This window comes from Paractinoplanes ovalisporus (assembly GCF_016834655.1).
GTDB classification, from domain to species: Bacteria; Actinomycetota; Actinomycetes; order Mycobacteriales; family Micromonosporaceae; genus Actinoplanes; species Actinoplanes ovalisporus.
Window position 1 is genome coordinate 75,391 of the sequence record NZ_JAENHP010000016.1, and the last position, 25,220, is coordinate 100,610.

The following is a 25,220-nucleotide window of genomic DNA, read 5'->3' on the forward strand; positions in this document are numbered from 1 at the left end:
GTCCGCAGCCCCGCCCCGATCTACGGCGGGAGGCGGTCTCGTCAACCGGGCATTCGAGCACATTGACCTCATCCGCACGCCTGACGATCTCCGCCGTGCTCCCCATACTGCTGGGCGTCGATGGACCGGTAGCCTTCCCCGGACTCCCCCACCCCGGAAGGCATCCCCCTAGTCGTGCGCGCCCTTTTTGTGATCGCCCTGGCCGTGCTGGCCGGTTTTGTACTCAGTCCGATGTTGAAAGCGGGCGCCGACTGCACACCCGCCGCCGCCACGGCGGTCCCGAGCCGGTGGAGCGAGGAACAGGTCGCCAACGCGCGCACGATCGTCACCATCGGCAACGAGCGGCGGGTGCCGACCGAGGCCCAGGTCATCGCGATCGCCACCGCCCTTCAGGAGTCGAGCCTGCGCAACCTGAAGGGCGGTGACCGCGACTCCATCGGCCTGTTCCAGCAGCGTCCGAGCCAGGGCTGGGGCACCCCGAAGCAGCTGCGTGACCCGGCCTACCAGACCCAGAAGTTCTACGACAAACTGCTGCGTACGGACGGCTGGCAGAAGATGCGGGTCACCGAGGCCGCCCAGGCCGTGCAGGTGTCGGCGTTCCCCGAGGCGTACGCGAAACATGTCCCCGCCGCCACCACTCTGGTCGATGCTCTGAGCGACTCGAAGTCCTGCGCCGCGTCCGTATAGTTCGGGCATGACCGATGGCGACATCCGGCTCCGCCCACCGCGTCATCCCGTCGACCGGCGCTCCGTCGGGTGGTGGTCGACGAACCTGATCCTGCTCTTCGCCACTCCGGTCGTGGTGCTGGTCCTGCTCGGTGCGCTGATCCGCCCGGCCCGGTTCTGGCTGGTCGCGCCGGCCGTCGTCATCGCGGTCGCCGGTCTGGTCCTCGTGCTGGCGTTGCCCCGCTGGTGGTTCCGCGTGCACCGCTGGGAAGTCACGGAAACGGCCGTCTACACCCGTACGGGCTTCTTCTGGCAGGAATGGCGGGTGGCACCGCTGTCGCGGATCCAGACCGTGGACACCCGTCGCGGCCCGGTCGAGCAACGGTTCGGACTGTCCACCGTGGTCGTGACCACGGCGTCGGCCAAGGGCGCGGTCACCATGCCGGGTCTCGACCACGCGCTCGCCGAAGAGGTGGCCGAGCAGCTCACCGTGGCCACCCAGGCCGTTCCCGGTGATGCCACGTGAGCCCGGAGTGGCAGCGGTTCGACCGGCGGGCCGTACCGGTGTCGGCGATCTTCATGACCGGGGTCGCGGTAATGGCCGGTGTGCCGTCGGCGATCGGCCTGTCCGACATCTCGGTGGCGGTCGCGCTGGGCTGGGTGCTTCCCGGCGCGGTCCTGGTGGTGGTGGCCGGCACCGTCGCCGAGTGGCTGCGCCTGCGCTACAGCCGCTACCGCGTCGGCCCCGAGCGGGTCGAGCTGCACACCGGCATGCTGATCCGGAACCGCCGTTCCCTGCAGCGCGACCGGATCCGTACGGTCGACGTCACCGCCAATCCCCTGCTGCGTGTCTTCGGCCTGGTGTCGGTGCGGATCGGCACCGGCGAACACGCCGAGAAGGGCACCGTACGGCTGAACCCCGTCACCCGCGCCACCGGGGACGAGCTGCGCCGAACCCTGTTGGACCGCGCCGCCGAACCGGTCGCCGATGGCACCCTGGCTGTGTTCGACCCCGGCTGGATCCGCTACGCACCCCTGTCGTTCGTCGCCCCGCTGCTGGGTGCATCCGCGGTCGGTGGCGCCCTCAACGTGGCCGACTGGGTCGGCCTGTCCGGCGGCCTGGTCGAGTGGACGATCGACCGGCTGGGCGGGCTGGGCCTGATCGGCGGCATCGCCGTGCTGGCCGGGGTGGCGCTGGTGCTCGGTGTGATCGGCGCGCTCGGGCTGTGGGTCGAGATGTGGTGGAGTTACCGGCTCGACCGGGAGCCGGGCGGCACGCTGCGGGTGCGGCGGGGCCTGCTGACCACCCGGTCCATCTCGGTCGAGGAGCAGCGCGTCCGGGGTGTCGACCTGGTCGAGGCGCTCGGCACGCGACTGGCCGGGGCGGCCCGGGTCGACGTGGTGGCGACCGGCCTGGCGACCGGCGCGGAGCAGAACAAGGCCCAGCACAGCACCCTGCTGCCGGCCGCACCCACCGAGCTGGCCCAGCGGGTCGCGGCCGGCATCCTGCGCGAGCCGGTCTCACCGACCGAGGCGGTCCAGCTGACCCCGCACCCGGTCGCGGCGCGCGGTCGCCGGCTGCGCTGGGCCTTGGCCGGGGTGCTGGCCGGCGAGTTCCCGCTGGTCCTTCTGGGCGTGCTGCTGACCGAGGTGCTGCTGCACATCGCGTGGATCTCGGCGCTGGTCGCCGTGCCGGTCGCCGTCGCCCTCGCCGTGGACGCCTACCGCAGCCTGGGTCACGGCATCCACGGCGACTATCTGGTGGCGCGCAGCGGTTCCGTACGCCGCAGCACCGTCGCGCTGCAACGCCGCGGCATCATCGGCTGGACCGTGCGGCAGTCGGTGTTCCAGCGCCGGGCCGGTCTGGCCACCGTGAGGGCGACGACCGCGGCCGGTTCCGGTGCGTACTCGATCCGCGACGTGGCGGCGGGCCGCGGCATCGAGGTGGCCGACGCCGCGGTTCCCGGCCTGTTGACGCCGTTCCTGGAAGAGCCGCCTCAGCAGCTCGACTTGTAGGCGGCCTGACCGCCCTCACCGTTCAGGTTCTCCTTGGTGATGGTCGTGAAGCCGGTCTGGATCTTCGGGGTGATCTGGCCGCCGTCGAGGGCGGCCACGGCCTCGTCGACGCCGTACTGGCCGATGTTGCCCGGCTGCTGGGCGATCAGGGCCTGGACCGTGCCCTCCTGCAGGGCCTTGATCTGGTTGGGTCCGGCGTCGAAACCGACGATCTTCACGGTGCTGGTCTTGCCCGCCTGCCGTACGCCGGTGGCGGTGCCCTCGGCCGCGAACAGGTTGGCCGCGAAGACGCCGATGATGTCGGGGTCGCGCTGCAACGCCGAGGTGATCAGGTTGGCCGCCGTGGCCGGGTCGTTGTGGGAGTACTGCACCGGCAGGTACTGGAACTTCGAGTCGGCCTTGGCCGCGTCCTCGAAGCCCTTGATGCGCAGGTCGACCGTGGAGACGCCGGGGTCGGTGGACATCACCATGACCTTGCCGCCGTCCGGGTTGAGCTTCTTGATGGCCTCGAACGCGGCCGCCCCGCCGCCGACGTTGTCCGAGGCGATGGCGCTCGCGGCGTACGACGGGTCCTCGGTCGTGGTGTCGACCAGGATCACCTTGATGCCGGCGGCGGCCGCGGCCTGCAACGGGGTCTGCATGGCGGTGACGTCGGTGGGGGCGATCAGGATCGCGTCGGGTTTGGCGGCCACGACCGAGTCGAGGATCGGTTTCTGCAGGGTGGGGTCGAACTTCTGCGGGCCCTGCGTCTTGACCGTGACGCCGAGCTTGGCCGCCTCGGCCTCGATGCCGCACTGCATGGTGATGTAGAACTCGTCGCCGGTGACGCCCTGGATGAACTGCAGGCTGTAGTTCTTCGACGCCTTGGCCGGGGCCGCGGGCGCCGAGGCGGCGGGGGCGCTGGGATCACCGGCGGCGGTGTTGGCGGCGCTTCCGGTCGGCTTCGAGCTGGTGCATCCGGCGAGGGCTACGAGCGCGGCGACGGCGACGGCGGAGGACTTCTTCATGAGACGGTCCTTTGCTTGACCTTTACCAGGGAGAGGATCGAGGGGCGGGAACTGCCGCGCTGGGCGGCGGCGCGGCGGGACTGGTCGACGTACACGGCGGCCACGAGCACCGAGCCCACGGCGACGCCCTGCCAGAAGGCCTCGACTCCGATGATCACGAACCCGGCCTGGAGAACGGCCGGGATGAAGAGGCCGACGACCGTACCGAAAATGGATCCTTGGCCGCCGAAGATCGAGGTGCCGCCGATCACCACGGCCGCGATCACGTTGAGATTGGTCAGGGACTGTCCGGCGATCGTGGTGGTGCCGAACTGGGCCAGGGCCAGCACAGCACCCAGCCCGGCGCACGCGCCCGAGAGGGCGTACACGTAAATCAGGTGTCGATCGACGTTGATGCCGACCCGGCGGGCGCCGAGCTCGTTGGAGCCGATCGCGAACGTGTAGCGGCCGAACCGGGTCTTGTGCAGCACGATGCCGCCGGCGATCACGACGACGAGCGCCACGAACGGCAGCGCCGGAATGCCGACAATCTTGATGTACGTGTTGAAGTCGGTCAGCGCCATGGGCACCGAACGGATGTCGATGCCGCTGGTGATCACCTGGGCCAGGCCGAGCGCGACCGAGAGCGCGCCGAGGGTGACGATAAGCGGCGGGATCTTGGCCTTGGCCACCAGGAAACCGTTGAGCGTGCCCCAGGCGATGCCCGCCACCAGCGCGCCGAGGATGCCGATGAACGCGGTGGACCAGCCGTCGCCGCCGACCGCCTCCATGATCTTCGCCGCCACGACCGAGGAGAAGACCAGGACCGAGCCGATCGACAGGTCGATGCCGGAAGTGATGATCACGAAGGTCATGCCGACGCCGAGCACCGCCCAGACCGCGATGTTCTGCGAGATGAGCGAGAAGTTGCTGGTGGACAGGAACTTGGTGCCGGCCGCCACCGAGAAGGCGGCCACGATGACGAGCAGGACCCCGAGGATCCACACCGACTGCATCCCGGCCAGGCGCCTCATGTGTCCCCGCTCCCGTTGACGTCCTTCATGTCCAGGGCGCCGGTCATGGCCCCGACCAGCTGCTCGACGGTCGTGCCGCGGGCCGGCATGGTGGCGACCCGGGTGCCCAGGCGCATCACCTGGATGCGGTCGGCGACCTCGAGCACGTGCGGCATGGAGTGGCTGATCAGCACGACGGCGATGCCCTTGTCCCGTACGCGCTTGATGGTGTCCAGGACGTTCTTGGTCTGCACCACCCCCAGGGCGGCAGTCGGCTCGTCGAGGAACACGATCTGGTCGGCCCAGCTGATCGCGCGCACGATGGCGATCTGCTGGCGCTGGCCGCCCGACATCGAACCGACCGGCGAGGAGAAGGCGGTGACGGTGCCGCCGAGCTCGGCGAACCCGGCCTCGGCCCGCGCCCGCATCAGCTTCTCGTCCATGAAGCCGAGGAACCCCAGAAGGCCGCGCCGGGGGATCTCACGACCGAGGAACATGTTCTGTACGGGGTTGAGGTGCGGAGCCAGGGCGAGGTCCTGGTAGACGACCTCCATCCCCATGCCGGACGCCTGGTGGGGGCTGGTGATGACGACCCGGTCGCCCCGGAACCAGACCTCGCCGGCGTCGACCGCGAGGTTGCCGGTCAGCGCTTTGACCATGGTGGATTTGCCGGCCCCGTTGTCGCCGATCAGGGCGACCACTTCACCGGCCTCGATGTCGAAGGACGCGTTGTCCAGGGCGCGGACGTGCCCGAAGCTCCGGGAGAGACCGCGTGCCTCGAGAAGTGGGGCCATCCCTCTGTAACCTCCTGGACACAAACAGTAGGACATTGATCGACGCCTGTCATCGGTGTCACGGTCCGTGGCGATACAGCGGACGGCGGGGCAGGCGCGACCCCGCTAGAGTGTCGGGTCCAAGGGGGACGTGACGATGTGGCATGGGGATCAGTTCGACGTGACGCGGCTCAAGCAGCTGCAGGGCGAGGCCGAGGCTCTGGCCGGCCAGCTGTCGGCGGCGGCCGAAGCGAGCAAGGGGCAGTTCACCGGTCGTGACAACGACGGCGCGGTCGAGGTCACCGTGGGCGACGACGGCTCGGCCACCCGGGTCGACCTCGACCCGCAGTGGCGGCGCACGGTCGGCGACGGTCTCGGGCTCGCCGTGGTGGCGGCGCTGCAAGACTCGGCGGCCCAGCGGATGGCCGCGTGGGGTTCGGCGCCGGCGGCTCCCGCCGAGGCCACGCCGGCCCCCGACCCCACCCGTGGCACCGAGATCGGTGACCCGTCGTCGCGGCAGTCGATGCTCGCGCTGCGTGACCTGTTCGACCTGATCGGCGAGGTCACGGCCGGGCTGCACGACCTCAGCCACCAGCCGGGCGCACAGCCGGTGAGCTCCACCAACAACAGCCGTACGGTACGGGTCACGGCCGCCGGCGGCACGGTCAGCAGTGTCGACTTCGACGACGAGTGGCTGCGGGCCGCTTCGCACGAGCGCATCGCTCAGGCCGTGCTCGAGGCTCTGGAGGCGTCCGCGCGCGATGCCGCCGCCGAACGGCAGCGGGCGGTCGACGCCGTGCCCGGCCTGGGCCGGGTCCAGCGGCTCACCGAGTCGCCCGAGACGCTGCTGCGTGAGATCGGCCTGATCAGATGAGCATGGTGACGACGGGAGGGCGGGCCGATGGGTAACCCGACGAGCGAAGAGGTCTACGCGGCGACCGGTGGCATGCGCGCCGACGCCGGTGTGTGGGGTGGCATGGCCGGTCAGCTCGACACCGCGGCCCAGGTCGCCCGCGGGCTGACGCTGAGCGCGTTCGAGTTCTCCGGGCTGGGCCATCTGGCCGGGCTCGACGACAAGTACGCCGAGCTGCAGAACCGGGTCGCCACCATGCTGAGCTCGGGTGCGGTCACCTTCGACGGCATCTCCGACGCGTTGAAGAAGAGCGCCGACGACTACGACCGGGACGAGCAGAACACCGTCCACCGCATGAAGAACGTCTACTGAGCTTTCTGCTTTCAATTCACGGGGAGACGAGCCACATGGGCTCCAGCGCAGCGGTGATGTCAGAGGGTGAGTTCCGCGAGAAGCTCGCCGACCTCGATCGGATGATGAAGGAGGTCAGCTCCACCGTCGAGACGCTGTTCAATCGCTGCAACCGGGCGATGCGGTTCATGCCGCCCGGCATCTCGCACGGCATGGCGGCCTCCCTGGGCAAGCTGAACGACCTGATCGCCGACTTCTTCGAGGAGATGGCGAAGATCCTGCTCAACCCCGGCTGGCCGTTCGGGCTGATGGCGGCCGGTGACGAGTGGACCTCGAAGGTCGGCGGGCCGCTCAGCGAGCTGTCGAACAAGCTCGGCCCCGACCAGATGAAGATCGACAACTACTGGACGGGCCGTGCGGCCGAGGCGTACGGCAATGTCATTCCCGCCCAGCAGAAGGCGCTCGACTCGATCAAGACGATCACCGACTCGATCGACAGCAACCTCACCAAGACCGCGGTCGGCATCTTCGCCATGTGGGCCGGTGTCATCCTGGCCGTCGTCAGCTATGTCGCCGAGCTGATCGCCGAGGCCGGCGCGGCCGCCACGGTGGTCGGCGCCCCACCCGCGGCGGCCGGCGCCGGCGTCTCCACGGCGAAGGTCATCGGCCTGGTCGTCGCGTGTGTCGCGCTGTTCGTGACCTTCGTCGGCACCATCGTCGACTCGGTGACCTCGCTCAACCAGACCCTGCACAACGGCGGCACCTGGCCGCAGGCCACGACCAGCGAGTTCAACGACGGCAGCCTCTCCGACGGCGACACCACCGACTGGCGGTACAAGACCGATGACTGACCCGGCCCGGCGCACCCTGAACCCCGGCGGCGGAGCGATCCTGCGCCGCACCTACGGCAAGCTGCTGGCGGTGTCCGTCGTGGCCGCGGTCCTGGTCTGGCTGATCGCGGTGTCGGTGGTGGTGGCGCTGGCCGGCGACGGCGACGGGGTGCTGGTCGTGCTCGCGTTCGTCGTGCTCGCGTTCGTCGTGCTCGCCGTGACCTCGGTGTGCCTGCTGGCCGCCATCGTCCGGGCCCGCGCCGCCATCCACGGCGACCAGGTCGGGGTGGCCGCGCTGCACGGTTCCGACGGCTTGTCCCGCACCGGAAGTGCAGTCGGCTGGGTCGGCGCGGCGGCGTTGGTGGTGCTGGGTTTCGTGCTGAACACGCAGGACGTCGACAACGCCCTGCTGTCCGGGATCGTCCTCGCCGGCACGGCCGTGATCCTGGCCGTAGGAAACGACGGCACCCACCGCATCACCAAGCGCCTCATCGCCGCCTGACCCCACCCGGCGCCGGCACTTCGGCCCCCGGCATCTCGGCGCCCGGACACCTCGACTCCGCGCACCTCGACCCCGCGCACCTCGGCGCCTGGACACCTTGACCCCGCGCACCTCGGCACGCGGACACCTTGATCCCGCTCACCTTGACCCGCGGTGGACCTCGTCGGGGATCGCCACGGTTAGGTTTCAGGCTGCGGTGAGAGCTGCGGCTGGGCTTTTACGCGGTGGCGAGGGCGGCGGCGACGAGCACGGCTGCGAACGAGGTGCCGTAGAGCGCCGCGCCGGTTGTTGTCCTGGCTTCCGTGCCTAGGAGGTGGCCTACCGGGCGATCGACCACTCCCCCGAAGGCCGGGACGACGTGCACGGTCATTTCGGGAGGGGCCGGGCAGTTGTAGTCGGCCGGCTCCTGCGTCTCGTCGGTGGCTACGGCCACGAGCGCGCCGGGCAGCAGGGCTGGGTAGGACATGAACTCGTCCGGGCCGCGGTTGCCGGCTGCGCAGACCACCACGGGCGTGCGGCTGTTCTGCTTTCGGGCGTGTTCGGCGATCCGCGCGATCAGGTTCCGTTGTCCGAGCTGGTCAGGAGTCAGATCGGCGCGCAGCGGCAGCACGACGATCTCGCAGCGGTCGGCCTGCAGCGCCACGTTCAGGGCGTTGAGCACGATGGACGACTCGGCTGCTTCCTGAGCGCTCTCCGTGATCCGGAAACTCTGCACCTCGGCCCCGGGAGCGGCCCAGCGGAGAAGGCTGCCGGTCGCCGTACCGTGCCCGTTGTAGTCCACCGGCTCCTCGGCCAGGGTGGTACGCGTCGCAAAGCCGACCTGGGACGACGCGCCTTGATCGCCGGTGTCGATCAGGATGATGCGGCGGCGTTGCGGCCACGCGGCGCGGTGGTCGGCGCCCAGCGCACCGGCCGGCAGAGGGACCTGCATCGAGGTGAACGGGCGGAGCCGGTCTTCCTCGAGCCGGACGGTCCATGCGCTTTCGTACCGCTCAGTGCCGGTCGTGGCCGGCCGGTAGAAGTAGCCCTCCTCGGCAACCACGTCGCGGATTTCCAGCCGGGCCAGGGCCGCCTCGAGTTCGGCCACGACCTGCGGCGACGAGACGCCTTTCCGGCCTGCATGCCGCGCCGCCCGCCCCAGGGCCGCCGTCGCCGTCGCCGTCGCCGGATCCTGATACGCGTTACCGTGACGCACCTGGGCGAGTCGCAGGGAATCGCCCGAATCCAAGCCGGACGAGGCGGGCACTGGCAACAGGACCGGCGGGTCGGTCGGCACGGAGAAGTCACGGGTGACCCGGCCCCAGAGAGCGATGAGTTCGGTCAGGCGTTCAAGCGGCCCGGCGAGCGTCGTGAAGTCAACCGGCGGTCGCACCCTCGTCCGGTCGGCCATGGTTTCATCCGGCGGGGTCGCCCGGGGTGGTTTCCGACCCGGCGTAGCTTCGAGGAGCCGGTCAATGAGCGCCTCGCTACCCGACTCCGCCCGGTCTGGCCGACTCCTCTTCTGAGCCCGGGCTGCAGACGCCGCCTCGGATTCCGGCTCGTGGTCAGGCCGGTTCGCGCCGTCGGCCGGCTTACGCACCGGATGCGTCATGGCCGCCTCCACACTCGAAGCGATTCACCCGAGCCTAGCGCCCACGCCAGCAGCGAAAGACCGACAACCATGACAAAAGCCCGACGATCCCGTACGGCCGGTGGAGCCGTTGCCCAAGACGACGTACGGACGGGGACGAGGTGCCAGATCTTGGAGTAAACCGTGTCAGCCACCGGCGAATGGGTAGGTGAACATCGATGGATTGGCCCCGGGCACCCGCAGGAGGTGGATCGTGCGAGGGAACATCGCAGCTCAGCGCATAGGTCGCCTACTGCTGCTGATCGCACTGGCGGCGGCCACCTACTTTGCGTTGACAATCTTCGATCACGCCGCACGAGCCGACGAAGGTGTGACCGACGGTTCCCCAAGCGCAAAGTCCCCCGTGCGCGAGATAGCGGCAAACGCCAAAGCGGAATCCCAGGCCGTCGCGGACACCATCGGCAGCGCCGGCAACAGCAATAAATCACGCGATAGCGACGACTCAGGCGCCGGCCGTGGCGACAGCTACAGCTCGGGTGCCGGGCGCAGCAATAGCGACAGCTCGGACGCCCGGCGCAGCAATAGCGACAGCTCGGACGCCCGGCGCAGCAATAGCGACAGCTCGGACGCCCGGCGCAGCAATAGCGACGACTCGGGCGCCGGGCGCGGCGATAGCGCGGGCGCTCGGCGCGGCAATAGCGATCACTCGGGTGTTGGCGCTTCGACGCTCACGAAGGTACGAGATGTCGCCAAGGCAGCCACCCGGGCCGAGCGGCCGAAGGCAGCCACGCAGACGGGACAGTTGAAGGCAGCCACGCGAGCGGAGCGACCCAAGCCGGTTCCGTCGAAGGTGGAGCGGGCGAGGGTAGTTCCTTCAAAGGCAAAGCCCCTGAGAGCTGAAGTTCAGAAAGCCGATCCCGCAAAGGTCGCCCCGGTGGCCCAGCCATCAAGGGTCGTGCTCCCAACAGTCAAGGAGCGCAGCAAGGCGGCTCCGGTGGTGTCTCGGGTGGTTTCGACTCTGAAGGCAGGCGACCGCGCGCTCGCAGCTTCACAGGACGAGCAACGCAAGACTGAGGTGCGGCTGACCAAACCAATCAGCGTGCCCGCAGCCAACAGCATCTCCCAGCGGACAGTGCCGGCCGTCCCGGTCGAGGTGACCAAGCCGCTCATCAACGCGCACAACACGCTCACAACCGCGACTACCCCGACGCTCCATCGCACGCTCACCGACGCGAAAAGACTGGCCGCATCTGCGCGAACGGCCAACGCATCGCTCATACACGCGCAAATACTGACCACAACTGCGCGAACGACCAACCCATCACTCATAGACGAGACGGCACTGACCACATCTGCGCGAACGGCCAACCCATCGCTCATACACGCGCAAATACTGACCACAACTGCGCGAACGACCAACCCATCGCTCATAGACACGACAGCACTGACCACAACTGCGCGAACGACCAACCTGTCGCTCGTGGACGGGACGGTGCTGACTGCGCGCGTGCCGTCTCGGGAGCTGTCTCTCGCGGAATCGAGTGCGCCGAATGTGTCCGTGGTGTCGCGTGAGCTGCCTGTCGTGAGCGTGGCCGCGGCGACAGTGCCCGTACGAGTGCAGGAAACACCAGTCGCGGGCGTGGTGAGGCCTGTTCCGCTCAAGCGTTCGGCGCATCGGGCGGGATCGCTGATCGCGACCTTCCAGGCGGTGACACCGTCCGTGGTGGCGTCGTTGGCACCGTCCGTCATCTCGGATCTGCCGGTCGCTGCGGTTCGGCACGACGCCGGTCTGCGGTCCGGGCGGGGTCCGGAGCCTGTGCCGCCGGGCTCGCCGCTCCGGCCGGGTAGCTCCTTCGCGGGCAGCGGCCACCTGCGCGACGCGGGTGGCGGCGGTAACGCGCCTCCGACGGGTACCGTCCCGTCGTCCTGGCGGCCGGAAATCACTGCCGCCGCCATCGCTTCACCCATCGATGCGAGCGCCTTCGGGCGGAGCGTCCGGTACAGCGGCCCTCCCAGCTGATTCTGCGGTCCGGAACCGGGCCGCCGCCGGTGAAACGCCCCGGCAACGGCCACCGGCCGGCTTCCGACGTCGAGATCGTCGAGAACTCCTGCGCCGCCGAAGACCTCCGCGAGGATGGGGAGGTCCAGAAGCATCAGGGACTTCCACGACGTCACGTCACGGGCCTCTTCGACGAGGAGGAATCCGCGACTCCGACCCGAGGGTGACCCGGGTGAGCGCGCGCGACAGAACCCGCGCTTTCGGATGCCGGCCTTCCCACCGCACATGACTTTCTGGCTGGGAGGCCACCGTGATCCGCATTCTGCTTGCTGAACCCATGAATCTGCTGCGCGGCGCCCTGGCGCTGGCGCTTTCGACGGAGGAGGACTTCGCTGTTGTCGCGGAGCTGCGCTGTCTCGATGAGGCGGCTCTAGACATTGCCCGCGCTTCGACGCCGGACGTTGCCGTGGTCAACGTCGAGCTGCTGACCGGCGACGGGCTGAGTCTGCTGAACCGGCTCAGCGTCGAGCGGCCGCACTGCGCCATCCTGGTGCTGGCCGGCCCGGACGCCCCCGGGAGGCTCCACCGCGCCCTCGACGTTCACGTGCGGGGTGTCGTCGGCACCCAGGCCACGCCGGGCGAGCTGGTGCACGGCATCCGCCAGCTGGTGCGCGGGGAACGGGTCATCGACGCCGGGCTGGCCGTCGCCCTGGTTGCCACGCCGCGAAGCCCCCTGTCGGCGCGGGAGCTGGACGTGCTCAGCGTGGCCGCCTCGGGGCTGCCGTCAGCGGAGGTCGCGGCCAAGCTGCATCTGACCGCCGGCACTGTCCGCAACTACATCTCGGTGATCCTCCACAAGACCGGCGCCCGCAACCGGCTCGAAGCGGTCCGGGTCGCCGAAAGCGCGGGCTGGCTCACCTGACGACAAAGACGTGCACAGACGCGCGGCTCGCGGGCACAACCAACGCGAACAGCGCGGACAGCAAAGCGAGCAACGCGAACAACGCGAACAACGCGAACAACGCGAACAACGCGAACAGCAAAGCGAACAGCGCGGACAGCAAAGCGAGCAACGCGAACAACGCGAAGCGAGCAACGCGCGGACAGCAAAGCGAGCAACGCGAAGAGCGAAGCGAGCAACGCGCGGACAGGAAACGACCAACACGCGCACCGCAGAACGACGCGCTGACGCGGAACGACGACAGCAGGGCAACGCGCACAAGCGCGCACAAGCGCGCACAAGGAGGACAAGGAGGCGACGAACGGGCGGGGCGGGACCTGACTTTTGTCAGCTACCGCCCCTCACTCCACTCATCGTCAACCGATGACAGCGCTCACTGGGACGGATCTCCGCAGACATCGAGGCTTGTCGGTGGATGGCGGCGCGGCCGGGGCAGGACTCCGGAGGACGGGCGCCGCACCACACCGGAGGAGGAACGATGACACACCGGCAACGGCTCACGATGATCGTCGTGACGGTGATCGCGGCCCTGGGGCTGGCCAGCACGGGAGCGAACGCGGCCGCCCCGCCCGAACAAGCAACACCAGCGGCCACGGCCCCGGGACAAGCAGCACCAGCGGCCAAGGCAGCCGCAATTCCCAGCACACCCGTGACCGGCAGCTTCACGGACGCCAAGGGCGGCACCGGCACCTTCGCCGGCAAGTTCACACCCAGGGCGTTCTCGGCGCCGGGCGGCAACCTCGTGGCGACCGGCACCCTGACCGGCACGCTCACCGACTCGACCGGCGCCGCCGTCGGCACCGTCACCCGTACGGTCAGCGCGCCGGCCGCCATCGCCCTGGCGACCTGCCGCGTGCTCGACCTGACCCTCGGCCCGCTGCATCTCGACCTGCTCGGCCTCGTGGTCGACCTCAACCAGGTGCACCTGGTCATCACCGCCGTCAGCGCGCCGGGAAACCTGCTCGGCAACCTGCTCTGCGCGATCGCCGGCCTGCTCGACGGGACCCCCAGCGCCGCCACGCTGGCCGCGATCCTGACCTTCCTGCTGGCACTGCTGGCGCAGCTGTAACGGGCGGCCGGCGGTAACGGGCGGGCGGCTCCGACAAGCGAGCGGCGACAAACGGACAGCCGAAACGAGTACCGCTCAGCGGGACTAGCCCTCGGCGATGCCATCGAGCGGAAACCAGACTGTCACGGCCAGGTGCAGTTCCCGGCCGTGACAGTCGAAGGAGAACCGCCATGAGCGATGGACGTCCCGTGCTCCCGGAGCCGGACGAGGACGAGACCGGGCCCTACACGCATCTGGGTTTTGCGCGGGCCCGGTCCGGCCACGAAGACGAGGTCGAACGCCTGATCCTGGCCCTGGTGGAACCGCTGCGGGCCGAGGAGGGCGCCCTCGAGTTCCATGTCCACCGCGACCGCGCCGACCGGAGCCTGTTCGTCATCTACGAGATGTTCCGGTCCAAGCCCGACCTCGAGAAGCACCTGGCACAGCAGCACACCCGTGATTTCGTACGGGAAATCGCCCCTCATGTCGAAGGCCCGCTGCGGCAACAGTTCCTGCGCATGTCGAGCGCTCTGCCGGCCACGGTGAGGTGAGCCGATGGGCCTCGTCGTGCTGGCCGTCGTGGCCCTGATCCTGGCGTTCGGGCGCCGGGGCTGGGCGGCGATCTCGGGCCGCCCCCTGCCGCGCGTCCACGTCCGCCCGGGCGCCACGGGCTTCCGCCGGTTCATCGACGGCATCGGAAAACACAAGGGCCAACCCGTTTCCCGTACGGCCACAGCACCGCACCCACCAGCAGAAACGGACGACACGCCGGTCGGCACCGAGGTTCTGGTGGTCGGCGCCGGCCCGAGCGGCCTGATGACCGCCGCCCTCCTGCTGCGCCAGGGCATCGCCGTACGCGTCGTCGACGCCGGCGCGGGCCCGGCCACCGAGTCGCGGGCGTTCGCTGTCCAGGCCCGCACCATCGAACTGTTCCGCTCACTGGGACTGGCCGACGAACTCCTGCGGCACGGCGTGGTCAACACCGGCATCACGTTCCACATCAAGGGCCGGCCGGTGGGCGGGCTCGACTTCGACCGGGCGCGGGCCGGCGACACCCCGTACCCGTTCATCCTCATGGCCCCGCAGAACGAGGTCGAGCAGGTGCTGCTGGACGACCTGGCCCGCCACGGCCTCACGGTCGAGCGCGGCGCCCGGCTGGAATCGCTGACCCAGAACGAGTCCGTCGTCAAGGCACGTCTGAGCACCGGCGAGGTCACCTGCCGCTATCTGGTCGGCGCGGACGGCGCCCACAGCACGGTCCGCAAGCAGCTCGGCCTGAGTTTCGCGGGAGACGGGTACGCGCAACGGTTCCTGCTCGCCGACTGCCGCGTGGACTGGCCGTTCGACCACACCCGGTTCCGCATCTTCATGAACTCCGAGCGCATCGGGCTGTTCCTGCCGCTCGACGGCGCCGCCTGTTCGCGGGTGATGACCACCGACCTGAGCGGTGGCGACGGACCGCTGGCCCTGGACGAGCTGCAGACCGCGCTGCGTCAGGCGATGCGGGTTCCGGTCACGCTTTCGAATCCAGTGTGGACAACGCGGTACCGCGCTTCCATCCGCCAGACCGACCGGTACCGGGCCGGCCGCGGGTTCCTCGTGGGCGACGCGGCCCACATCCACTCACCGGCCGGCGGGCAGGGCATGAACACCGGCCTCCACGACGCGGCCAACCTGGCGTGGAAGCTGGCGGCTGTGCTGCGTACGGGAGCAAGCGACGCGCTGCTGGAGAGCTATCACGACGAGCGTCACCCGGTCGGGGTCCGGCTTCTGCGCTTCACCGACCGGCTCTACAAGGTCGCCGCGGCGCTGCCCGGTTGGCGGGGACGCCTGCGCGATCTGGTCGGGCCGTTCCTGATCGGCCGGATGTCGGCGGCGCCGGTGCCGCACCGCAAGGCGTTCCGGCGGCTGTCCCAGATCGGGATGGCCTACCCGCCGGGCCCGTTCGTCGTCAACGACCTGCTCTACTCGCTGAACGGGCCGCACGCCGGGCAGCGGGCGCCGGACGCGCGGATCGGCAGCGGGCGTTCGATGTTCGACCTGCTGACCGGCTACCGGATGCACGTGGTCGCGTTGTCCCGCAAGCCGATCGGTGACGCCGAGACCACCGAACTGACCGCCCGGCTGGGTGAGCTCGGCGCCGCCACCCACGTGATCGCCCGGGTGGCGTGCCGCCCCGACGAGCGGGTCGAGCACGTCGAGTCGGTGGAGGTCTTCGAGCGGTACGGCCTGACCCACCCGGATGCGCAGGCTCTGTTCCTGATCCGCCCCGACGGCCACGTCGCCTGGCGGCGCGACGACCTCGACGTCGAGGCCTGCCGCCGTTTCCTGACCCAGCTGCAAGGCGGCCGCAGCCGCGCAACCGTGTGACAACGAAACGACCAGACGACGAAAGGACCGGCCATGGCCAGGGTTCTGGTGCTCTACCACAGCATGTACGGCCACATCGAGGCGATGGCGGAGGCGGTGGCCGACGGCGCGCGCAGTGTCAGCGGCGCCCAGGTGGCACTCAAACGGGTGCCCGAGACCATGCCCCCGGACGCGTTCGCCGCCATCGGAGGCCGGGCCGACCAACCGGCCCCGATCGCCGATCCGGCCGAGCTGGCCGACTACGACGCGCTCATCTTCGGCACCGGCACCCGCTTCGGCAACATGTCCGGCCAGATGCGGACGTTCCTCGACCAGACCGGTGGCCTGTGGGCGTCGGGCGCGCTGGTCGGCAAGGTCGGCTCGGTGTTCGTGTCGACCGCCACCCAGCACGGCGGCCAGGAGTCGACCGCGCTGTCGTTCCACACCACGCTGCTGCACCACGGGATGGTCGTGGTCGGCCTGCCCTACGCCGAGCAGCGCCAGATCGGCTTCGACGAGGTCAAGGGCGGCAGCCCGTACGGGGCCAGCACCATCACCGGCATGAAGGGTGAACGCATGCCCAGCGACCTGGAACTCAGCATGGCCGGTTTCCAGGGCCGTCACGTCACGCAGATCGCGAGCCGCCTCTTCGGCTGAACGATGCGTGGGGGCTCAGCCGGGCCACTCGCCGGTGCCGACCAGCTTCTCGGCCACGGCCACCAGCCTCTGATTGGTGTCTTGGGAGGTCTTCTTGAGCAGGGCGAAGGCCGCCTCCGGGGTGATCCGCAGCCGCTCGGCGAGGATGCCTTTGGCCTGCCCGATGAGGTCACGCGATTCCAGGGCGAGCGTCAGCTGGGCCACGCGCCGGCTGTCGGCCAGCGCGAGGGCGGCCAGCGTCGCGTAGAAGGCCGCCAACCGGCGCTCAGCGGCGGCGAAGGCGTGGGACTGCTCGCCGTAAAGGCTGAGCGTGCCGAGCCGGTGCCCGTCCACCCAGAGCGGCAGGCACAGCATGCTGCACACTCCCTGAGCGACGGCGGTGGCGGCGATTCCCGGCCACCGCCGGTCGGTTGCGGTGTCGTCGACGACCACTACCTGCTGGTCGCGGGCGGCGTCGATGCAGGGTCCCGTGTTCTGCTCCTGCTGCAGCCGATCGAGCACGCGCGGTGGATCACCGAGGGTGGCCTTCGGGGTCAACCGGCCACGCTCCAGCTCGATAACACCGGCCCACACCGCGGACGGAACCGTCTGCGCGGCCTGGGTGACGATCGCGGTGAGCACGTCCGGCGCCTCGACCCGCAGGGCTCGCGCGGTCGAGCTGAACAGTTCGAGCATCTCCTCCGGCTCCGCCACCGCACTCCCCTCTCGTCCGCGTGGGTCCGACCAGCACGAACACAGGAGTAACCCGTTGGAGTCGCCGCAAAACCCCGGGCATCCGTCACCTGATCGGATGCTCCGGCACCGGGACAGGCTCGGTCACCACAGCGTGGTTCAGCTCCCGATGGTGATCTTCCATTCCTTGAGCTGCCGGTCCTTCGTCACCCCGTGGCGGGTGTAAGGGTCCTGGTCGACCAGGGCCTGCGCGGCCTCCTCGTCGGCGGCGGTGAGCACGATGATGCCGCCGCTGAGATCGGCGAGGGGGCCGGCCAGCCGCAGCGAGCCTTCGGCCTGCAGCTTGGCGAGGTGTTCGAGATGCTCGGGCCGGCGCTCGGCCCGCTCCGGGGTGTCGTTGTACCCGTACGTGAGGATGAAGTGCTTCATGACTCAACCCTTCCCGCGTTTCCAAGGCCGTAGACCCGGCGGGCCGTACGGGCAAAGATGTCGGCCTGTTCGTCGCCGGTGCGATGCCGCAGGGCGTGTTTCCAGGCGCCGGTGAGCTCGGACGCGCTCGTCCACAGTGTCTCGACCGGCAGGTTGGTGCCGAACATGGCCCGGGCCGAGCCGAACTGGTCGAGCACCTCGTCGGCGACGAGCCGGATCAGCCCGGAGTCGACGCGGTGCACGAACGTTCCCTGACCGGTCAGTTTGACCACGACATTAGGGCAGGCGGCCAGCTCCCGCAGCCCGGCCCGCCATTCGGCGACGACGGCCGGGTCGGTGTGGTCGGTCAGCATCCCGGCATGGACGAGCACAAATGTCACGCCGGGGTGCTCGGCGACGAGCGCGGCCGCGTCGTGCATCTGCCCGGCGAACACCTGCAGCTCGAACAGCCAGCCCAGCTCGCCCAGGGCCGCGATGTTGGCCCGGAACACGGGATCCTTCATCCGGTCGGGCCCGTCGGCGAACCGGAATTCCGGGCGCTCGTGCCAGTGCAGCTGCAGGCGGGTGCCGACCACGAGCGGGCTGATCGCCTGCTGCGCGCGCATAACCTCGGGAGCGTCCGGCGAGAACAGATCGGCGCTGCCCACGACGGCCATCGGCCAGCCGGTCCGCTCGTGCTCCCCGGCGATCCAGCGCACCTCGTCGACGACCCGCTCCAACGGCCAGTTCGGCTGCACATAGACCGAGGCGCGGATGCCGGCCGACGTCGCGTCGCCGATGTACTCCTCGATGAGGTAGTCGCGCCGGATCGGTTCGTACGGACCGAAGATGCGCGGCACCATCGGCCCGGAGAGCCACGGCATGTCGGCCTGGCGCCAGACGTGGTGGTGCGAGTCGACGATGTCACCCGGATACATGAGAAAACCTTTCCCGTACGGCGGTGAGCGCGGTTTCCAGGTCCCGGACCCCGGCCAGCACATCCAGGTCGGGGCGGACCGCCGCCATTCCCCGGGTCAGCGGCCGGTAGGCGGGATCGCAGGCGAGCGGCGACCACCAGCACAACCGGTGGGCGAGCCGGGACAGCCGGCGGGTGGCCCCGGCCATGGCCCCGCAGTCACCCCGTTCGAGACCGTCGGACAGGACCAGGACGAGCGCGCCGCGGGACATGGTCACCAGGCGCGTGCTGCCCAGGAACGCCTGCAGGCTCTCGCCGATCCGGGTTCCGCCCTCGGCGTCGAGCACCAGGTGGGCCAGCGCACCGAGGGCGTCGTCGGTGTCGGGAGCGCGCAACGCCGGGGTCACCCGCGTCAGGCGGGTGCCGAACGTGAAGACCTCGGCCCGGGCGCAGGTGGCCACGACCGCGTGCGCGAACCGCAGGTAGTCGGCGCTGTACTGCTTCATCGAGCCGGACACGTCGACGAGCACGAGCACGCGGCGCTCGTGCGGCGGGCGGTGCCGCCAGTGCAGCCGGATCACCTCTCCTTGCGTACGCAGGGACCGGTGGTAGGTGGCGCGGAGGTCCAGGCGCTGGCGGCGGTGGCCGGGCCGGCTGCGCCGCGAGCGGGTCGCGGGGACGGCCCGGGGCAGCTCACGCGAGATCTGCCGCAGGAGCTCGCGGGCGTGGGAATCGGTGCCGGCGAACCGGACGACCGATTCCGGGCTGAAGCTCCCCGCCGCGAGCCCGGATCCTCCGCGACCCTGGTCGATGACCGCCTCGCCACTCCCGGAAGCACCGGTCGGCTGCTCGCCCGCCGAGGTGGCGACCGGCTCCTCGGCGACCACGGAGGCCGTACCGAAGAACTTGTGGAAAACCTCGTCGTAGGCCGCGCGGTCGGGCTCTGAGGTCACGAGGGTCGCGGCGCCGAGCCAGTAGAGGTCGCCCACTGTGGACGGTGGTAGGGTGTCGACCGCGGTGAAGAAGTCACGCTGTTTGGGGACCGGGACGGCCAACCCGCGGGCGTGCAGCTGCCGGAGAAAGGCGAACAGGTGGTCCCGCACCGCATCAGCCGACGTCATCGGGAAAGACCTCGCCGGCGTGGGCCAGGACCAGGGCCACGTCCTCCTCGTTCTTCAGCACCAGGCCGAGTGACGCGCGCAGAGCCTCGGCCGGTTCCGCGCCCTCGGCCGCGAGGACGAGCGAGCCCTGAGCCCAGGCGATGGCCTCGGCGATCCCGGGCCGTTTCAACGGGTTCAGCGAACGGATGATGTTCACCGAACGCACCAGCCGTTCCGCGCTGCGCGCGCTGAGCCCCGGAGCCTGGGCCTCGAGGATCGTGCGTTCGCGTTCCGGGTCGGGATAAGGGATCCAGTGGTAGAGGCAGCGGCGTTTCAGGGCGTCGTGCAGTTCCCGCGTACGGTTCGAGGTGAGCACCACCAACGGCGGGACAGTCGCCGCGATGGTGCCGATCTCGGGGATCGTGATCTGGAAGCCGTCGAGGAACTCGAGCAGGAACGCCTCGAACTCGCTGTCCGCGCGGTCGATCTCGTCGATGAGCAGCACCGCGCCCCGACGGCTGCGAAGCGCGCGCAACAGGGGCCGTTCCAGGAGGAATTCGCTCGCGTACAGATCGGCGACGGCCTCGCCCCGCACCTCGGCCGCCCGCAAACTCAGCAACTGCTTGGGATAATCCCACTCGTAGAGCACCTGGGACACGTCAATGCCCTCGTAGCACTGCAACCGGATCAGTTCGCGGCCCAGCGCGTCGGCCAGCACATGCGAGATCTGCGTCTTGCCGACACCGGGCTCCCCCTCCAGCAGCAGCGGCCGGCCGAGCGCGATCGCCAGCCGTACGGCGGTCAGCAGGCCCTCGTCGGCGAAGTAGCGCCGCTCCTCCAGCTGCCGGTTGAGGGTGTCGCGGCCGGGTGTCGTCATGCGCGCAACGCGTCCAGGCCGCGCAGAACCGACTCGGGGGTGAACGGCATGGTGGTCAGCCGGACCCCGCACGCGTCGAAGATGGCGTTGGCGATGGCCGGAATGGGCGCGTTGGCCGTCATCTCGCCGATGCCCTTGGCGCCGAACGGCCCGTTGGAGGCCGGGCGTTCCAGGATCACGCTGGACTGCACGGGGATCTCGGCCGGGCCCGGCATGAGGTATTCGCAGAAGTCGACCGGCCCGTGGTCGCGCGAGGCCGGATAGTAGGGCTCGGTCGACTCGAACACGGCGTGCGAGACACCCATCCACCCGCCGCCCTCGACCTGCTGGGCGGCCATCGCGGGATTCAGGGCACGGCCTATCTCGTACGCGTTGTGGAGGCTGAGCACGGTCACCACGCCGGTCTCGTCGTCGACCTCGACCTCGGCGACCGTGCAGGCGTGGGCCTGGCACGAGTCGGGATCCATCTCGCCGGTCTCGGGCACCGGATAGTTGCGCTCCTTGAGGAAGATGCCCCGCCCCGAGATGGTGCGGCCCTGCTTGAAGTGGGCGGCCAGGGTGATGTCAGCGATGTGGATCTTCGTCTCGGGGCTGCCCTTGAGCCGTACGAATCCCGTCCCGTCGGTCTCCAGATCGCCCGCGTCGACCTCGAGCTCGTCGGCCGCCACGGCCAGCATCACGTCGCGGGCCTCACGGGCGGCCATGATGACCGCGTTGCCGACCCGATGGGTGCCCCGGCTGGCGAACGTGCCCATGCAGTGCGGGCCGGTGTCGGTGTCGGCGGTGTCGACGATGACGTTCTCCATCGGCATGCCCAGCGTCTCGGCCGCGCACTGGGCGACCACGGTCTTGAGCCCCTGACCCAGGTCGACCGAGGACAGGCTGATGACGAAGGCGCCCATGGTGGTGGCGTGGATCAGCGCCTGGGACGGGTCACCGCCGAGGTTCATGCCGGTGGGGTAGTTGACCGAGGCGTACCCCCGGCCGCGCAGCAGCGTCATGGCTGGTCTCCTCGGGGCGTGCTCGACGTCAGGGCGCGGTATTCCTCGGGCAGCTCATGGCCGACGAGGGCGGCCGCCCGCTGGATGACCTCGATCAGGGCGGTGCCCTCGGCGATCTTGCGGTGGGCTTTCATGTCGCCGTCGCGGTAGGCGTTGCGCAGCCGGAACTGCAACGGGTCCATGCCGATCGCCCGGGCGACCCGGTCCATCTGCGACTCCAGCGCGAAGTCGGCGATCGTGACCCCGAAGCCCCGCATCGCGCTCGAGGGCGTCCGGTTCGTATAGACGCAATGGCAGTCCGCGTAGACGTTCGGGATCGTGTAGGGGCCCGGCAGGTGCGCGCACGCCTTCGTCGTCCCGTACGGGGAATGCCGTGAATAAGCCCCCGCATCGACGTAGAGCATCACCTTACGCGCGACAATCCGCCCGTCGTCCATGACGCCGTCCTTGATGTAGATGCGCTCGGCCGCCCGCGGCGACGAAACCTGCATCTCCTCCTCGCGCGAGTAGACGAACTTGACGGGCCGGTTGGTCAGCGTAGCCGCGATGCAGGCCAGCGGCTCGACCATGACGTCCACCTTGCCGCCGAACCCGCCCCCGACGGTGCCGCCCTTGACCTGCAGGTCGGAGAACGGGCGCTCGAGGATCAGGGCGGTGTTGTCGAGCGTGAAGAACGCGGCCTGGGTGTTGCTGTGGATCAGGAGCCGCCCACTGCTCTGCGGCACCACGACACAGCCGGTGGTCTCGGTCGGGGCGTGCTCGATCGGGGCCGAGCTGTAACGCCATTCGAAGATGTGGTCGGCCTCGGCGAAACCCCGCTCGACGTCACCGAACCGCAGCCGGCGGCAGTGGTGACCCTCGTACACGAAATAGTTGGTGCCGGCCTGCTTGATGATCGGCGCGTCCGGAGCCAGCGCCTCCTCGACATCGAGGACCGCGGGCAGCTCGGTGTAGCTCACCCGGACCCGGGCCGCGCCCTCGGTGGCGGCCGCCTCCGAGTCGGCCACCACGGCGACGATGGGTTCGCCCTTATAGAGCACGCGGTCCTCGGCCAGCACCGGCTCGTCGTTGGGTTCGATGCCGATCAGCCGCAACACCACATACCAGTTCGACGGCACGTCCCGGTGCGTGATGACCCGCAGCACGCCCGGCACCCGCAGCGCCTCCGAGACGTCGACGTCGTCGATCCGCGCATGGTGATGAGCCGATCGGTGGATCTTGACGTGGGCGAGATCGGGGAAGGTCCGGTCCTCGAAGAATTCCGTACGGCCGGTGACATGTCCCAGCGCGTCCGAACGCTGGACGGTCTTGCCGATGACGGTGAAGTCGCCGGTCCTACGCTCGTCCTTGAAGTACTCGGTGTCGATCGGGTTGACGCGCGGCATCAGAGGTTCGCCCCCGCGCGACGACGTTCGGCGGCGTCCAGGATGGCGCTGACGATCGGCTCGTAACCCGTGCACCGGCACACGTTCCCGCTGATCGCCTCGTTGACCTCGTCACGCGTCGGATTCGGGTTGCGGTCGAGCAGCGCCTCGGCCGACATGATCATCCCCGGTGTGCAGAAACCGCACTGGGTGGCGAACCCGTCGAGGAAGGCCTGCTGCACGTCGCTCAGCTTCCGGCCGTCGGCGAGCCCCTCGACCGTTGCCACGTCGGAGCCGTCCACGGTCACCGCCGGGACCAGGCAGGACACCACGGGCTGCCCGTCCAGCAGGACCGTGCACGAGCCGCAGGCGCCCTGGGCGCAGCCCCGCTTGGCGCCGGTCAGGCCCAGTTGCTCGCGCAGGGCGAGCAGCAGTGTCGTCTCGGGCCGGGCGATGAACGTCCGGCCGACCCCGTTGACCTTGAGATTGACGATTTTCACCGGCGGCCTCGTTCGGGTCAGCGGCTTGCGCCGCGGATGGACTGTTCGTTCGGTGCGTTTCCGCCGTGCGCGGGGTGCTCGTTCGGTGCGTTTCCGCCGTGCGCGGGCTGCTCGTTCGGTGCGTTTCCGCCGGGCGCGGGATGTTCGGACTGTGCGTTACGCCGGGCGCGGGATGTTCGGACTGTGCGTTACGCCGGGCGCGGGATGTTCGGACTGTGCGTTTCGCGGTGCGCGTGTTGAGCGGACTGTGCGTTGCGCCGTGCGCTTGGTGAGCGGACTGTGCGCTTTGCCTCGGCCGGGATGTTCGGAGGGTGCGTTTCGCTTGGGCGGGATGTTCGACGGTGCGCTCTTTGCCGTGGGCGATGTTCGGGCTGTGCGCTTTGCAGTGGGCGGGATGTTCGGACTGCGCGCTTCTTTGCCGTGGGCGGGCTGGTCGGTCAGTGACCCAGCAGCGCTCGCCGTAGGTGGACGGGGAAAACGCGCTTTCGGTACCAGGCGGAGGCGTACGCGTCGTCGGCCGGCGACAGCTCGGCCAGGCCGACCCGGGCGGCGGCGGCCACGGACTCCTCGGTCAGCGGCCGGCCGGCGAGCGCCTGCTCGACCGCGGTGGCCCGGACGATGTGGTCGCTGACCCCACCGAGGGCGACCCGAACTCCGTGCTCGGTGACGACGGCGGCCACCGTGACCACGGATGCGGAGTTGAAGCGGCGGCGGGAGGCCTTGAGATACCGGAACGTCCCGGGCGTGGGCAGCTCGAAGGTGACGGCCGTGACCAGGGCGTGCTCTCTCAGTGGCAGCTCCACCGGGGCGTCGTGGCCGAACAGCACGGCCCGCGCGTCAAGGGCGACCAGCGCGACGGTCAAATCCCCGTACGGCTGATGGGCGAAAAGGTTGCCCCCGACGGTCGCGAGGTTGCGCACCGGAACCGAGGCGATCGAGCGGACGACCGGGTTCAGGATCTCGAGCCGGGGGTCGTGCTCGACCTGAGACAGCGTGGTGGTCGCACCGATGGTCACTGTCGAGCCGGTGACGGTGATGCCCGCCAGCCCGGCGCGGCGGAGGCTGACCAGTTCGGTCGGCGGCGATCCGTGGTTGTTGAGGGACGGCATCAGGAGGGTGCCGCCACCGATGACGACGGCTCCCGAGTCGATCAGGCCCACAGCTGCGGGCACGTCCTCCGGGACATGAACCTCAGTCAACATGCGAGATCCTTTTATCGATAATCGATAATTCAACGTATCGGCGTCTTACTATGTTGGTCAACAGAGAGCGGTCATCAAGTCACGGTCCGCGTCGCACCGGCTGAGGACGTCAGGCGCAGGTGCCGCTGAGAGGAATTGCCAGCGCGGGCGTTTCCGGACGGGTTACTGGCGCGGGCGTTGCCGGAGGAGTTGCCGGACGGGTTACCGGCGCGGGCGTTGCCGGAGGAGTTGCCGGACGGGTTACCGGCGCGGGCGTTGCCGGAGGAGTTGCCGGACGGGTTACCGGCGCGGGCGTTGCTGGAAGAGTTGTCGGCGTACGTGCCGCTGAACGGGTTGTCGGCGCAGGCGTTGCCGGAGGAGTTGCCGGCGCCGGCGCTGCTGGACGGTTACCGGCGCGGGCGTTGCCGACGCGGGCGTTGCTGGAAAAGTTGCCGGCGCAGGTGCCGCTGGAAGGGTTGTCGGCGGAGGTGCCGGTGCAAGGGCTATCTGCGCGGGTGTCGTAGGAGGGCTGTCGGCGGGGCGCTGCTGGAAGAGTCGCGGGCGCTGGTGGGAGGACTGTCGGCGCGGCGTTGCTGGAAGAGTTGCCGGCGCGGGCGCTGCTGGGAG

27 protein-coding genes are annotated in these 25,220 nt (G+C 69.7%); 13 read left to right on the forward strand and 14 right to left on the reverse strand.

Annotation, left to right across the window (positions count from 1 at the left end; translation table 11 throughout):
• The first annotated feature begins 174 nt into the window (after window positions 1–174).
• Genes JIG36_RS35195 through JIG36_RS35205 form a run of 3 tightly spaced genes read left to right on the forward strand, consistent with a single transcriptional unit; the run spans window position 175 to window position 2,682 of the window.
• Window positions 175–687 carry a peptidase M23 gene (locus tag JIG36_RS35195; RefSeq protein WP_203380742.1) on the forward strand — a complete coding sequence of 171 codons (513 nt, stop codon included), beginning with the start codon at window positions 175–177 and terminating at the stop codon, window positions 685–687.
• Window positions 688–694: 7 nt separating this feature from the next.
• Window positions 695–1,192 (forward strand): PH domain-containing protein, encoded by a 498-nt coding sequence (locus tag JIG36_RS35200; protein WP_203380743.1) that lies wholly within the window; start codon window positions 695–697, stop codon window positions 1,190–1,192.
• Window positions 1,189–2,682, forward strand: a complete 1,494-nt coding sequence (locus tag JIG36_RS35205; protein ID WP_203380744.1) for a PH domain-containing protein — start codon at window positions 1,189–1,191, stop codon at window positions 2,680–2,682. The genes JIG36_RS35200 and JIG36_RS35205 overlap by 4 nt, the downstream gene beginning before the upstream one ends.
• Here the strand turns inward: JIG36_RS35205 and JIG36_RS35210 are convergent.
• From JIG36_RS35210 to JIG36_RS35220, 3 genes are read right to left on the reverse strand one after another with little or no spacing between them, the layout of a single operon-like run.
• On the reverse strand, window positions 2,664–3,689 hold the full coding sequence (locus tag JIG36_RS35210) for an ABC transporter substrate-binding protein (RefSeq protein WP_203380745.1): 1,026 nt from the start codon (window positions 3,687–3,689) through the stop codon (window positions 2,664–2,666). The two genes, JIG36_RS35205 and JIG36_RS35210, sit on opposite strands and share 19 nt — an antisense overlap.
• Complete coding sequence (locus tag JIG36_RS35215) at window positions 3,686–4,702, reverse strand: ABC transporter permease (protein ID WP_236048825.1); 1,017 nt, start codon at window positions 4,700–4,702, stop codon at window positions 3,686–3,688. Before JIG36_RS35215 ends, JIG36_RS35210 begins: the two co-directional genes overlap by 4 nt.
• Window positions 4,699–5,475, reverse strand: a complete 777-nt coding sequence (locus JIG36_RS35220; protein WP_203380746.1) for an ATP-binding cassette domain-containing protein — start codon at window positions 5,473–5,475, stop codon at window positions 4,699–4,701. Before JIG36_RS35220 ends, JIG36_RS35215 begins: the two co-directional genes overlap by 4 nt.
• A gap of 136 nt (window positions 5,476–5,611) precedes the next feature.
• On the opposite strand from JIG36_RS35220, the gene JIG36_RS35225 reads away from it, so the two are divergent.
• From JIG36_RS35225 to JIG36_RS35240, 4 genes are read left to right on the forward strand one after another with little or no spacing between them, the layout of a single operon-like run.
• Window positions 5,612–6,328, forward strand: coding sequence for a YbaB/EbfC family nucleoid-associated protein (locus JIG36_RS35225; RefSeq protein ID WP_236048831.1), 717 nt, complete (start codon window positions 5,612–5,614; stop codon window positions 6,326–6,328).
• Between the two features lie 27 nt (window positions 6,329–6,355).
• Window positions 6,356–6,679, forward strand: a complete 324-nt coding sequence (locus JIG36_RS35230; protein WP_203380748.1) for a hypothetical protein — start codon at window positions 6,356–6,358, stop codon at window positions 6,677–6,679.
• 56 nt (window positions 6,680–6,735) lie between these two features.
• A complete protein-coding gene (locus tag JIG36_RS35235; RefSeq protein ID WP_203380749.1) occupies window positions 6,736–7,509 on the forward strand; it encodes a hypothetical protein in 774 nt (257 codons plus the stop codon).
• Entirely contained in the window at window positions 7,502–7,990 is a 489-nt protein-coding gene (locus JIG36_RS35240) for a hypothetical protein (RefSeq protein ID WP_203380750.1), read from the forward strand. The genes JIG36_RS35235 and JIG36_RS35240 overlap by 8 nt, the downstream gene beginning before the upstream one ends.
• Window positions 7,991–8,207: 217 nt before the next feature.
• Here JIG36_RS35240 and JIG36_RS54375 read toward each other — a convergent pair whose 3' ends face one another.
• Complete coding sequence (locus JIG36_RS54375; protein WP_307873039.1) at window positions 8,208–9,593, reverse strand: S8/S53 family peptidase; 1,386 nt, start codon at window positions 9,591–9,593, stop codon at window positions 8,208–8,210.
• 220 nt (window positions 9,594–9,813) lie between these two features.
• On the opposite strand from JIG36_RS54375, the gene JIG36_RS35250 reads away from it, so the two are divergent.
• Window positions 9,814–11,580 (forward strand): hypothetical protein, encoded by a 1,767-nt coding sequence (locus tag JIG36_RS35250; protein ID WP_203380752.1) that lies wholly within the window; start codon window positions 9,814–9,816, stop codon window positions 11,578–11,580.
• A 289-nt stretch (window positions 11,581–11,869) separates the two neighbouring features.
• Window positions 11,870–12,481, forward strand: a complete 612-nt coding sequence (locus tag JIG36_RS35255; RefSeq protein WP_203380753.1) for a response regulator transcription factor — start codon at window positions 11,870–11,872, stop codon at window positions 12,479–12,481.
• Here the strand turns inward: JIG36_RS35255 and JIG36_RS35260 are convergent.
• Window positions 12,474–12,779 (reverse strand): hypothetical protein, encoded by a 306-nt coding sequence (locus JIG36_RS35260; protein WP_203380754.1) that lies wholly within the window; start codon window positions 12,777–12,779, stop codon window positions 12,474–12,476. The two genes, JIG36_RS35255 and JIG36_RS35260, sit on opposite strands and share 8 nt — an antisense overlap.
• A 219-nt stretch (window positions 12,780–12,998) precedes the next feature.
• Here JIG36_RS35260 and JIG36_RS35265 point away from each other — a divergent pair, with 219 nt between their 5' ends.
• From JIG36_RS35265 to wrbA, 4 genes are all read left to right on the forward strand, one after another.
• A complete protein-coding gene (locus JIG36_RS35265; RefSeq protein WP_203380755.1) occupies window positions 12,999–13,589 on the forward strand; it encodes a hypothetical protein in 591 nt (196 codons plus the stop codon).
• Between the two features lie 170 nt (window positions 13,590–13,759).
• Window positions 13,760–14,119, forward strand: coding sequence for a putative quinol monooxygenase (locus tag JIG36_RS35270; RefSeq protein ID WP_203380756.1), 360 nt, complete (start codon window positions 13,760–13,762; stop codon window positions 14,117–14,119).
• Window positions 14,120–14,123: 4 nt separating this feature from the next.
• Window positions 14,124–15,938: an FAD-dependent monooxygenase gene (locus JIG36_RS35275; protein WP_203380757.1), complete on the forward strand. Its 1,815-nt coding sequence runs from the start codon at window positions 14,124–14,126 to the stop codon at window positions 15,936–15,938.
• Between the two features lie 33 nt (window positions 15,939–15,971).
• Window positions 15,972–16,574 carry an NAD(P)H:quinone oxidoreductase gene (wrbA, locus tag JIG36_RS35280; RefSeq protein ID WP_203380758.1) on the forward strand — a complete coding sequence of 201 codons (603 nt, stop codon included), beginning with the start codon at window positions 15,972–15,974 and terminating at the stop codon, window positions 16,572–16,574.
• A gap of 15 nt (window positions 16,575–16,589) precedes the next feature.
• Here the strand turns inward: wrbA and JIG36_RS35285 are convergent, their stop codons facing one another.
• From JIG36_RS35285 to JIG36_RS35325, 9 genes are all read right to left on the reverse strand, one after another.
• Window positions 16,590–17,267 (reverse strand): GAF and ANTAR domain-containing protein, encoded by a 678-nt coding sequence (locus JIG36_RS35285; protein ID WP_203380759.1) that lies wholly within the window; start codon window positions 17,265–17,267, stop codon window positions 16,590–16,592.
• A gap of 138 nt (window positions 17,268–17,405) precedes the next feature.
• The gene (locus tag JIG36_RS35290) at window positions 17,406–17,675 is read right to left on the reverse strand and encodes a YciI family protein (RefSeq protein WP_203380760.1); all 270 of its coding nucleotides are present in this window, start codon (window positions 17,673–17,675) and stop codon (window positions 17,406–17,408) included.
• Entirely contained in the window at window positions 17,672–18,592 is a 921-nt protein-coding gene (locus tag JIG36_RS35295) for an amidohydrolase family protein (protein WP_203380761.1), read from the reverse strand. The genes JIG36_RS35290 and JIG36_RS35295 overlap by 4 nt, the downstream gene beginning before the upstream one ends.
• A complete protein-coding gene (locus tag JIG36_RS35300) occupies window positions 18,579–19,691 on the reverse strand; it encodes a vWA domain-containing protein (protein ID WP_203380762.1) in 1,113 nt (370 codons plus the stop codon). Before JIG36_RS35300 ends, JIG36_RS35295 begins: the two co-directional genes overlap by 14 nt.
• Window positions 19,678–20,547, reverse strand: a complete 870-nt coding sequence (locus JIG36_RS35305; protein ID WP_203380763.1) for an AAA family ATPase — start codon at window positions 20,545–20,547, stop codon at window positions 19,678–19,680. The genes JIG36_RS35300 and JIG36_RS35305 overlap by 14 nt, the downstream gene beginning before the upstream one ends.
• Window positions 20,544–21,548 (reverse strand): xanthine dehydrogenase family protein molybdopterin-binding subunit, encoded by a 1,005-nt coding sequence (locus JIG36_RS53610; protein WP_203380764.1) that lies wholly within the window; start codon window positions 21,546–21,548, stop codon window positions 20,544–20,546. The genes JIG36_RS35305 and JIG36_RS53610 overlap by 4 nt, the downstream gene beginning before the upstream one ends.
• The gene (locus JIG36_RS53615; RefSeq protein ID WP_203380765.1) at window positions 21,545–22,933 is read right to left on the reverse strand and encodes a xanthine dehydrogenase family protein molybdopterin-binding subunit; all 1,389 of its coding nucleotides are present in this window, start codon (window positions 22,931–22,933) and stop codon (window positions 21,545–21,547) included. Before JIG36_RS53615 ends, JIG36_RS53610 begins: the two co-directional genes overlap by 4 nt.
• The gene (locus tag JIG36_RS35320) at window positions 22,933–23,412 is read right to left on the reverse strand and encodes a (2Fe-2S)-binding protein (protein WP_203380766.1); all 480 of its coding nucleotides are present in this window, start codon (window positions 23,410–23,412) and stop codon (window positions 22,933–22,935) included. The genes JIG36_RS53615 and JIG36_RS35320 overlap by 1 nt, the downstream gene beginning before the upstream one ends.
• Window positions 23,413–23,849: 437 nt before the next feature.
• Window positions 23,850–24,614, reverse strand: coding sequence for an FAD binding domain-containing protein (locus JIG36_RS35325; protein ID WP_203380767.1), 765 nt, complete (start codon window positions 24,612–24,614; stop codon window positions 23,850–23,852).
• Between the last annotated feature and the right edge of the window lie 606 nt (window positions 24,615–25,220).

Excerpts from the sequence above, each read along its gene's own strand:
- JIG36_RS35305 (WP_203380763.1), bottom strand. The coding sequence starts at position 20,547 with ATGACGACACCCGGCCGCGACACCCTCAACCGGCAGCTGGAGGAGCGG.
- JIG36_RS35265 (WP_203380755.1), top strand. The coding sequence starts at position 12,999 with ATGACACACCGGCAACGGCTCACGATGATCGTCGTGACGGTGATCGCG.
- JIG36_RS53615 (WP_203380765.1), bottom strand. The coding sequence starts at position 22,933 with ATGCCGCGCGTCAACCCGATCGACACCGAGTACTTCAAGGACGAGCGT.
- JIG36_RS35210 (WP_203380745.1), bottom strand. The coding sequence starts at position 3,689 with ATGAAGAAGTCCTCCGCCGTCGCCGTCGCCGCGCTCGTAGCCCTCGCC.
- JIG36_RS35325 (WP_203380767.1), bottom strand. The coding sequence starts at position 24,614 with ATGTTGACTGAGGTTCATGTCCCGGAGGACGTGCCCGCAGCTGTGGGC.
- JIG36_RS35290 (WP_203380760.1), bottom strand. The coding sequence starts at position 17,675 with ATGAAGCACTTCATCCTCACGTACGGGTACAACGACACCCCGGAGCGG.
- JIG36_RS35215 (WP_236048825.1), bottom strand. The coding sequence starts at position 4,702 with ATGAGGCGCCTGGCCGGGATGCAGTCGGTGTGGATCCTCGGGGTCCTG.
- JIG36_RS35225 (WP_236048831.1), top strand. The coding sequence starts at position 5,612 with ATGTGGCATGGGGATCAGTTCGACGTGACGCGGCTCAAGCAGCTGCAG.
- JIG36_RS35300 (WP_203380762.1), bottom strand. The coding sequence starts at position 19,691 with ATGACGTCGGCTGATGCGGTGCGGGACCACCTGTTCGCCTTTCTCCGG.
- JIG36_RS35220 (WP_203380746.1), bottom strand. The coding sequence starts at position 5,475 with ATGGCCCCACTTCTCGAGGCACGCGGTCTCTCCCGGAGCTTCGGGCAC.
- JIG36_RS35275 (WP_203380757.1), top strand. The coding sequence starts at position 14,124 with ATGGGCCTCGTCGTGCTGGCCGTCGTGGCCCTGATCCTGGCGTTCGGG.
- JIG36_RS35200 (WP_203380743.1), top strand. The coding sequence starts at position 695 with ATGACCGATGGCGACATCCGGCTCCGCCCACCGCGTCATCCCGTCGAC.
- JIG36_RS35235 (WP_203380749.1), top strand. The coding sequence starts at position 6,736 with ATGTCAGAGGGTGAGTTCCGCGAGAAGCTCGCCGACCTCGATCGGATG.
- JIG36_RS35230 (WP_203380748.1), top strand. The coding sequence starts at position 6,356 with ATGGGTAACCCGACGAGCGAAGAGGTCTACGCGGCGACCGGTGGCATG.
- JIG36_RS35295 (WP_203380761.1), bottom strand. The coding sequence starts at position 18,592 with ATGTATCCGGGTGACATCGTCGACTCGCACCACCACGTCTGGCGCCAG.
- wrbA (WP_203380758.1), top strand. The coding sequence starts at position 15,972 with ATGGCCAGGGTTCTGGTGCTCTACCACAGCATGTACGGCCACATCGAG.
- JIG36_RS53610 (WP_203380764.1), bottom strand. The coding sequence starts at position 21,548 with ATGACGCTGCTGCGCGGCCGGGGGTACGCCTCGGTCAACTACCCCACC.
- JIG36_RS35270 (WP_203380756.1), top strand. The coding sequence starts at position 13,760 with ATGAGCGATGGACGTCCCGTGCTCCCGGAGCCGGACGAGGACGAGACC.
- JIG36_RS35240 (WP_203380750.1), top strand. The coding sequence starts at position 7,502 with ATGACTGACCCGGCCCGGCGCACCCTGAACCCCGGCGGCGGAGCGATC.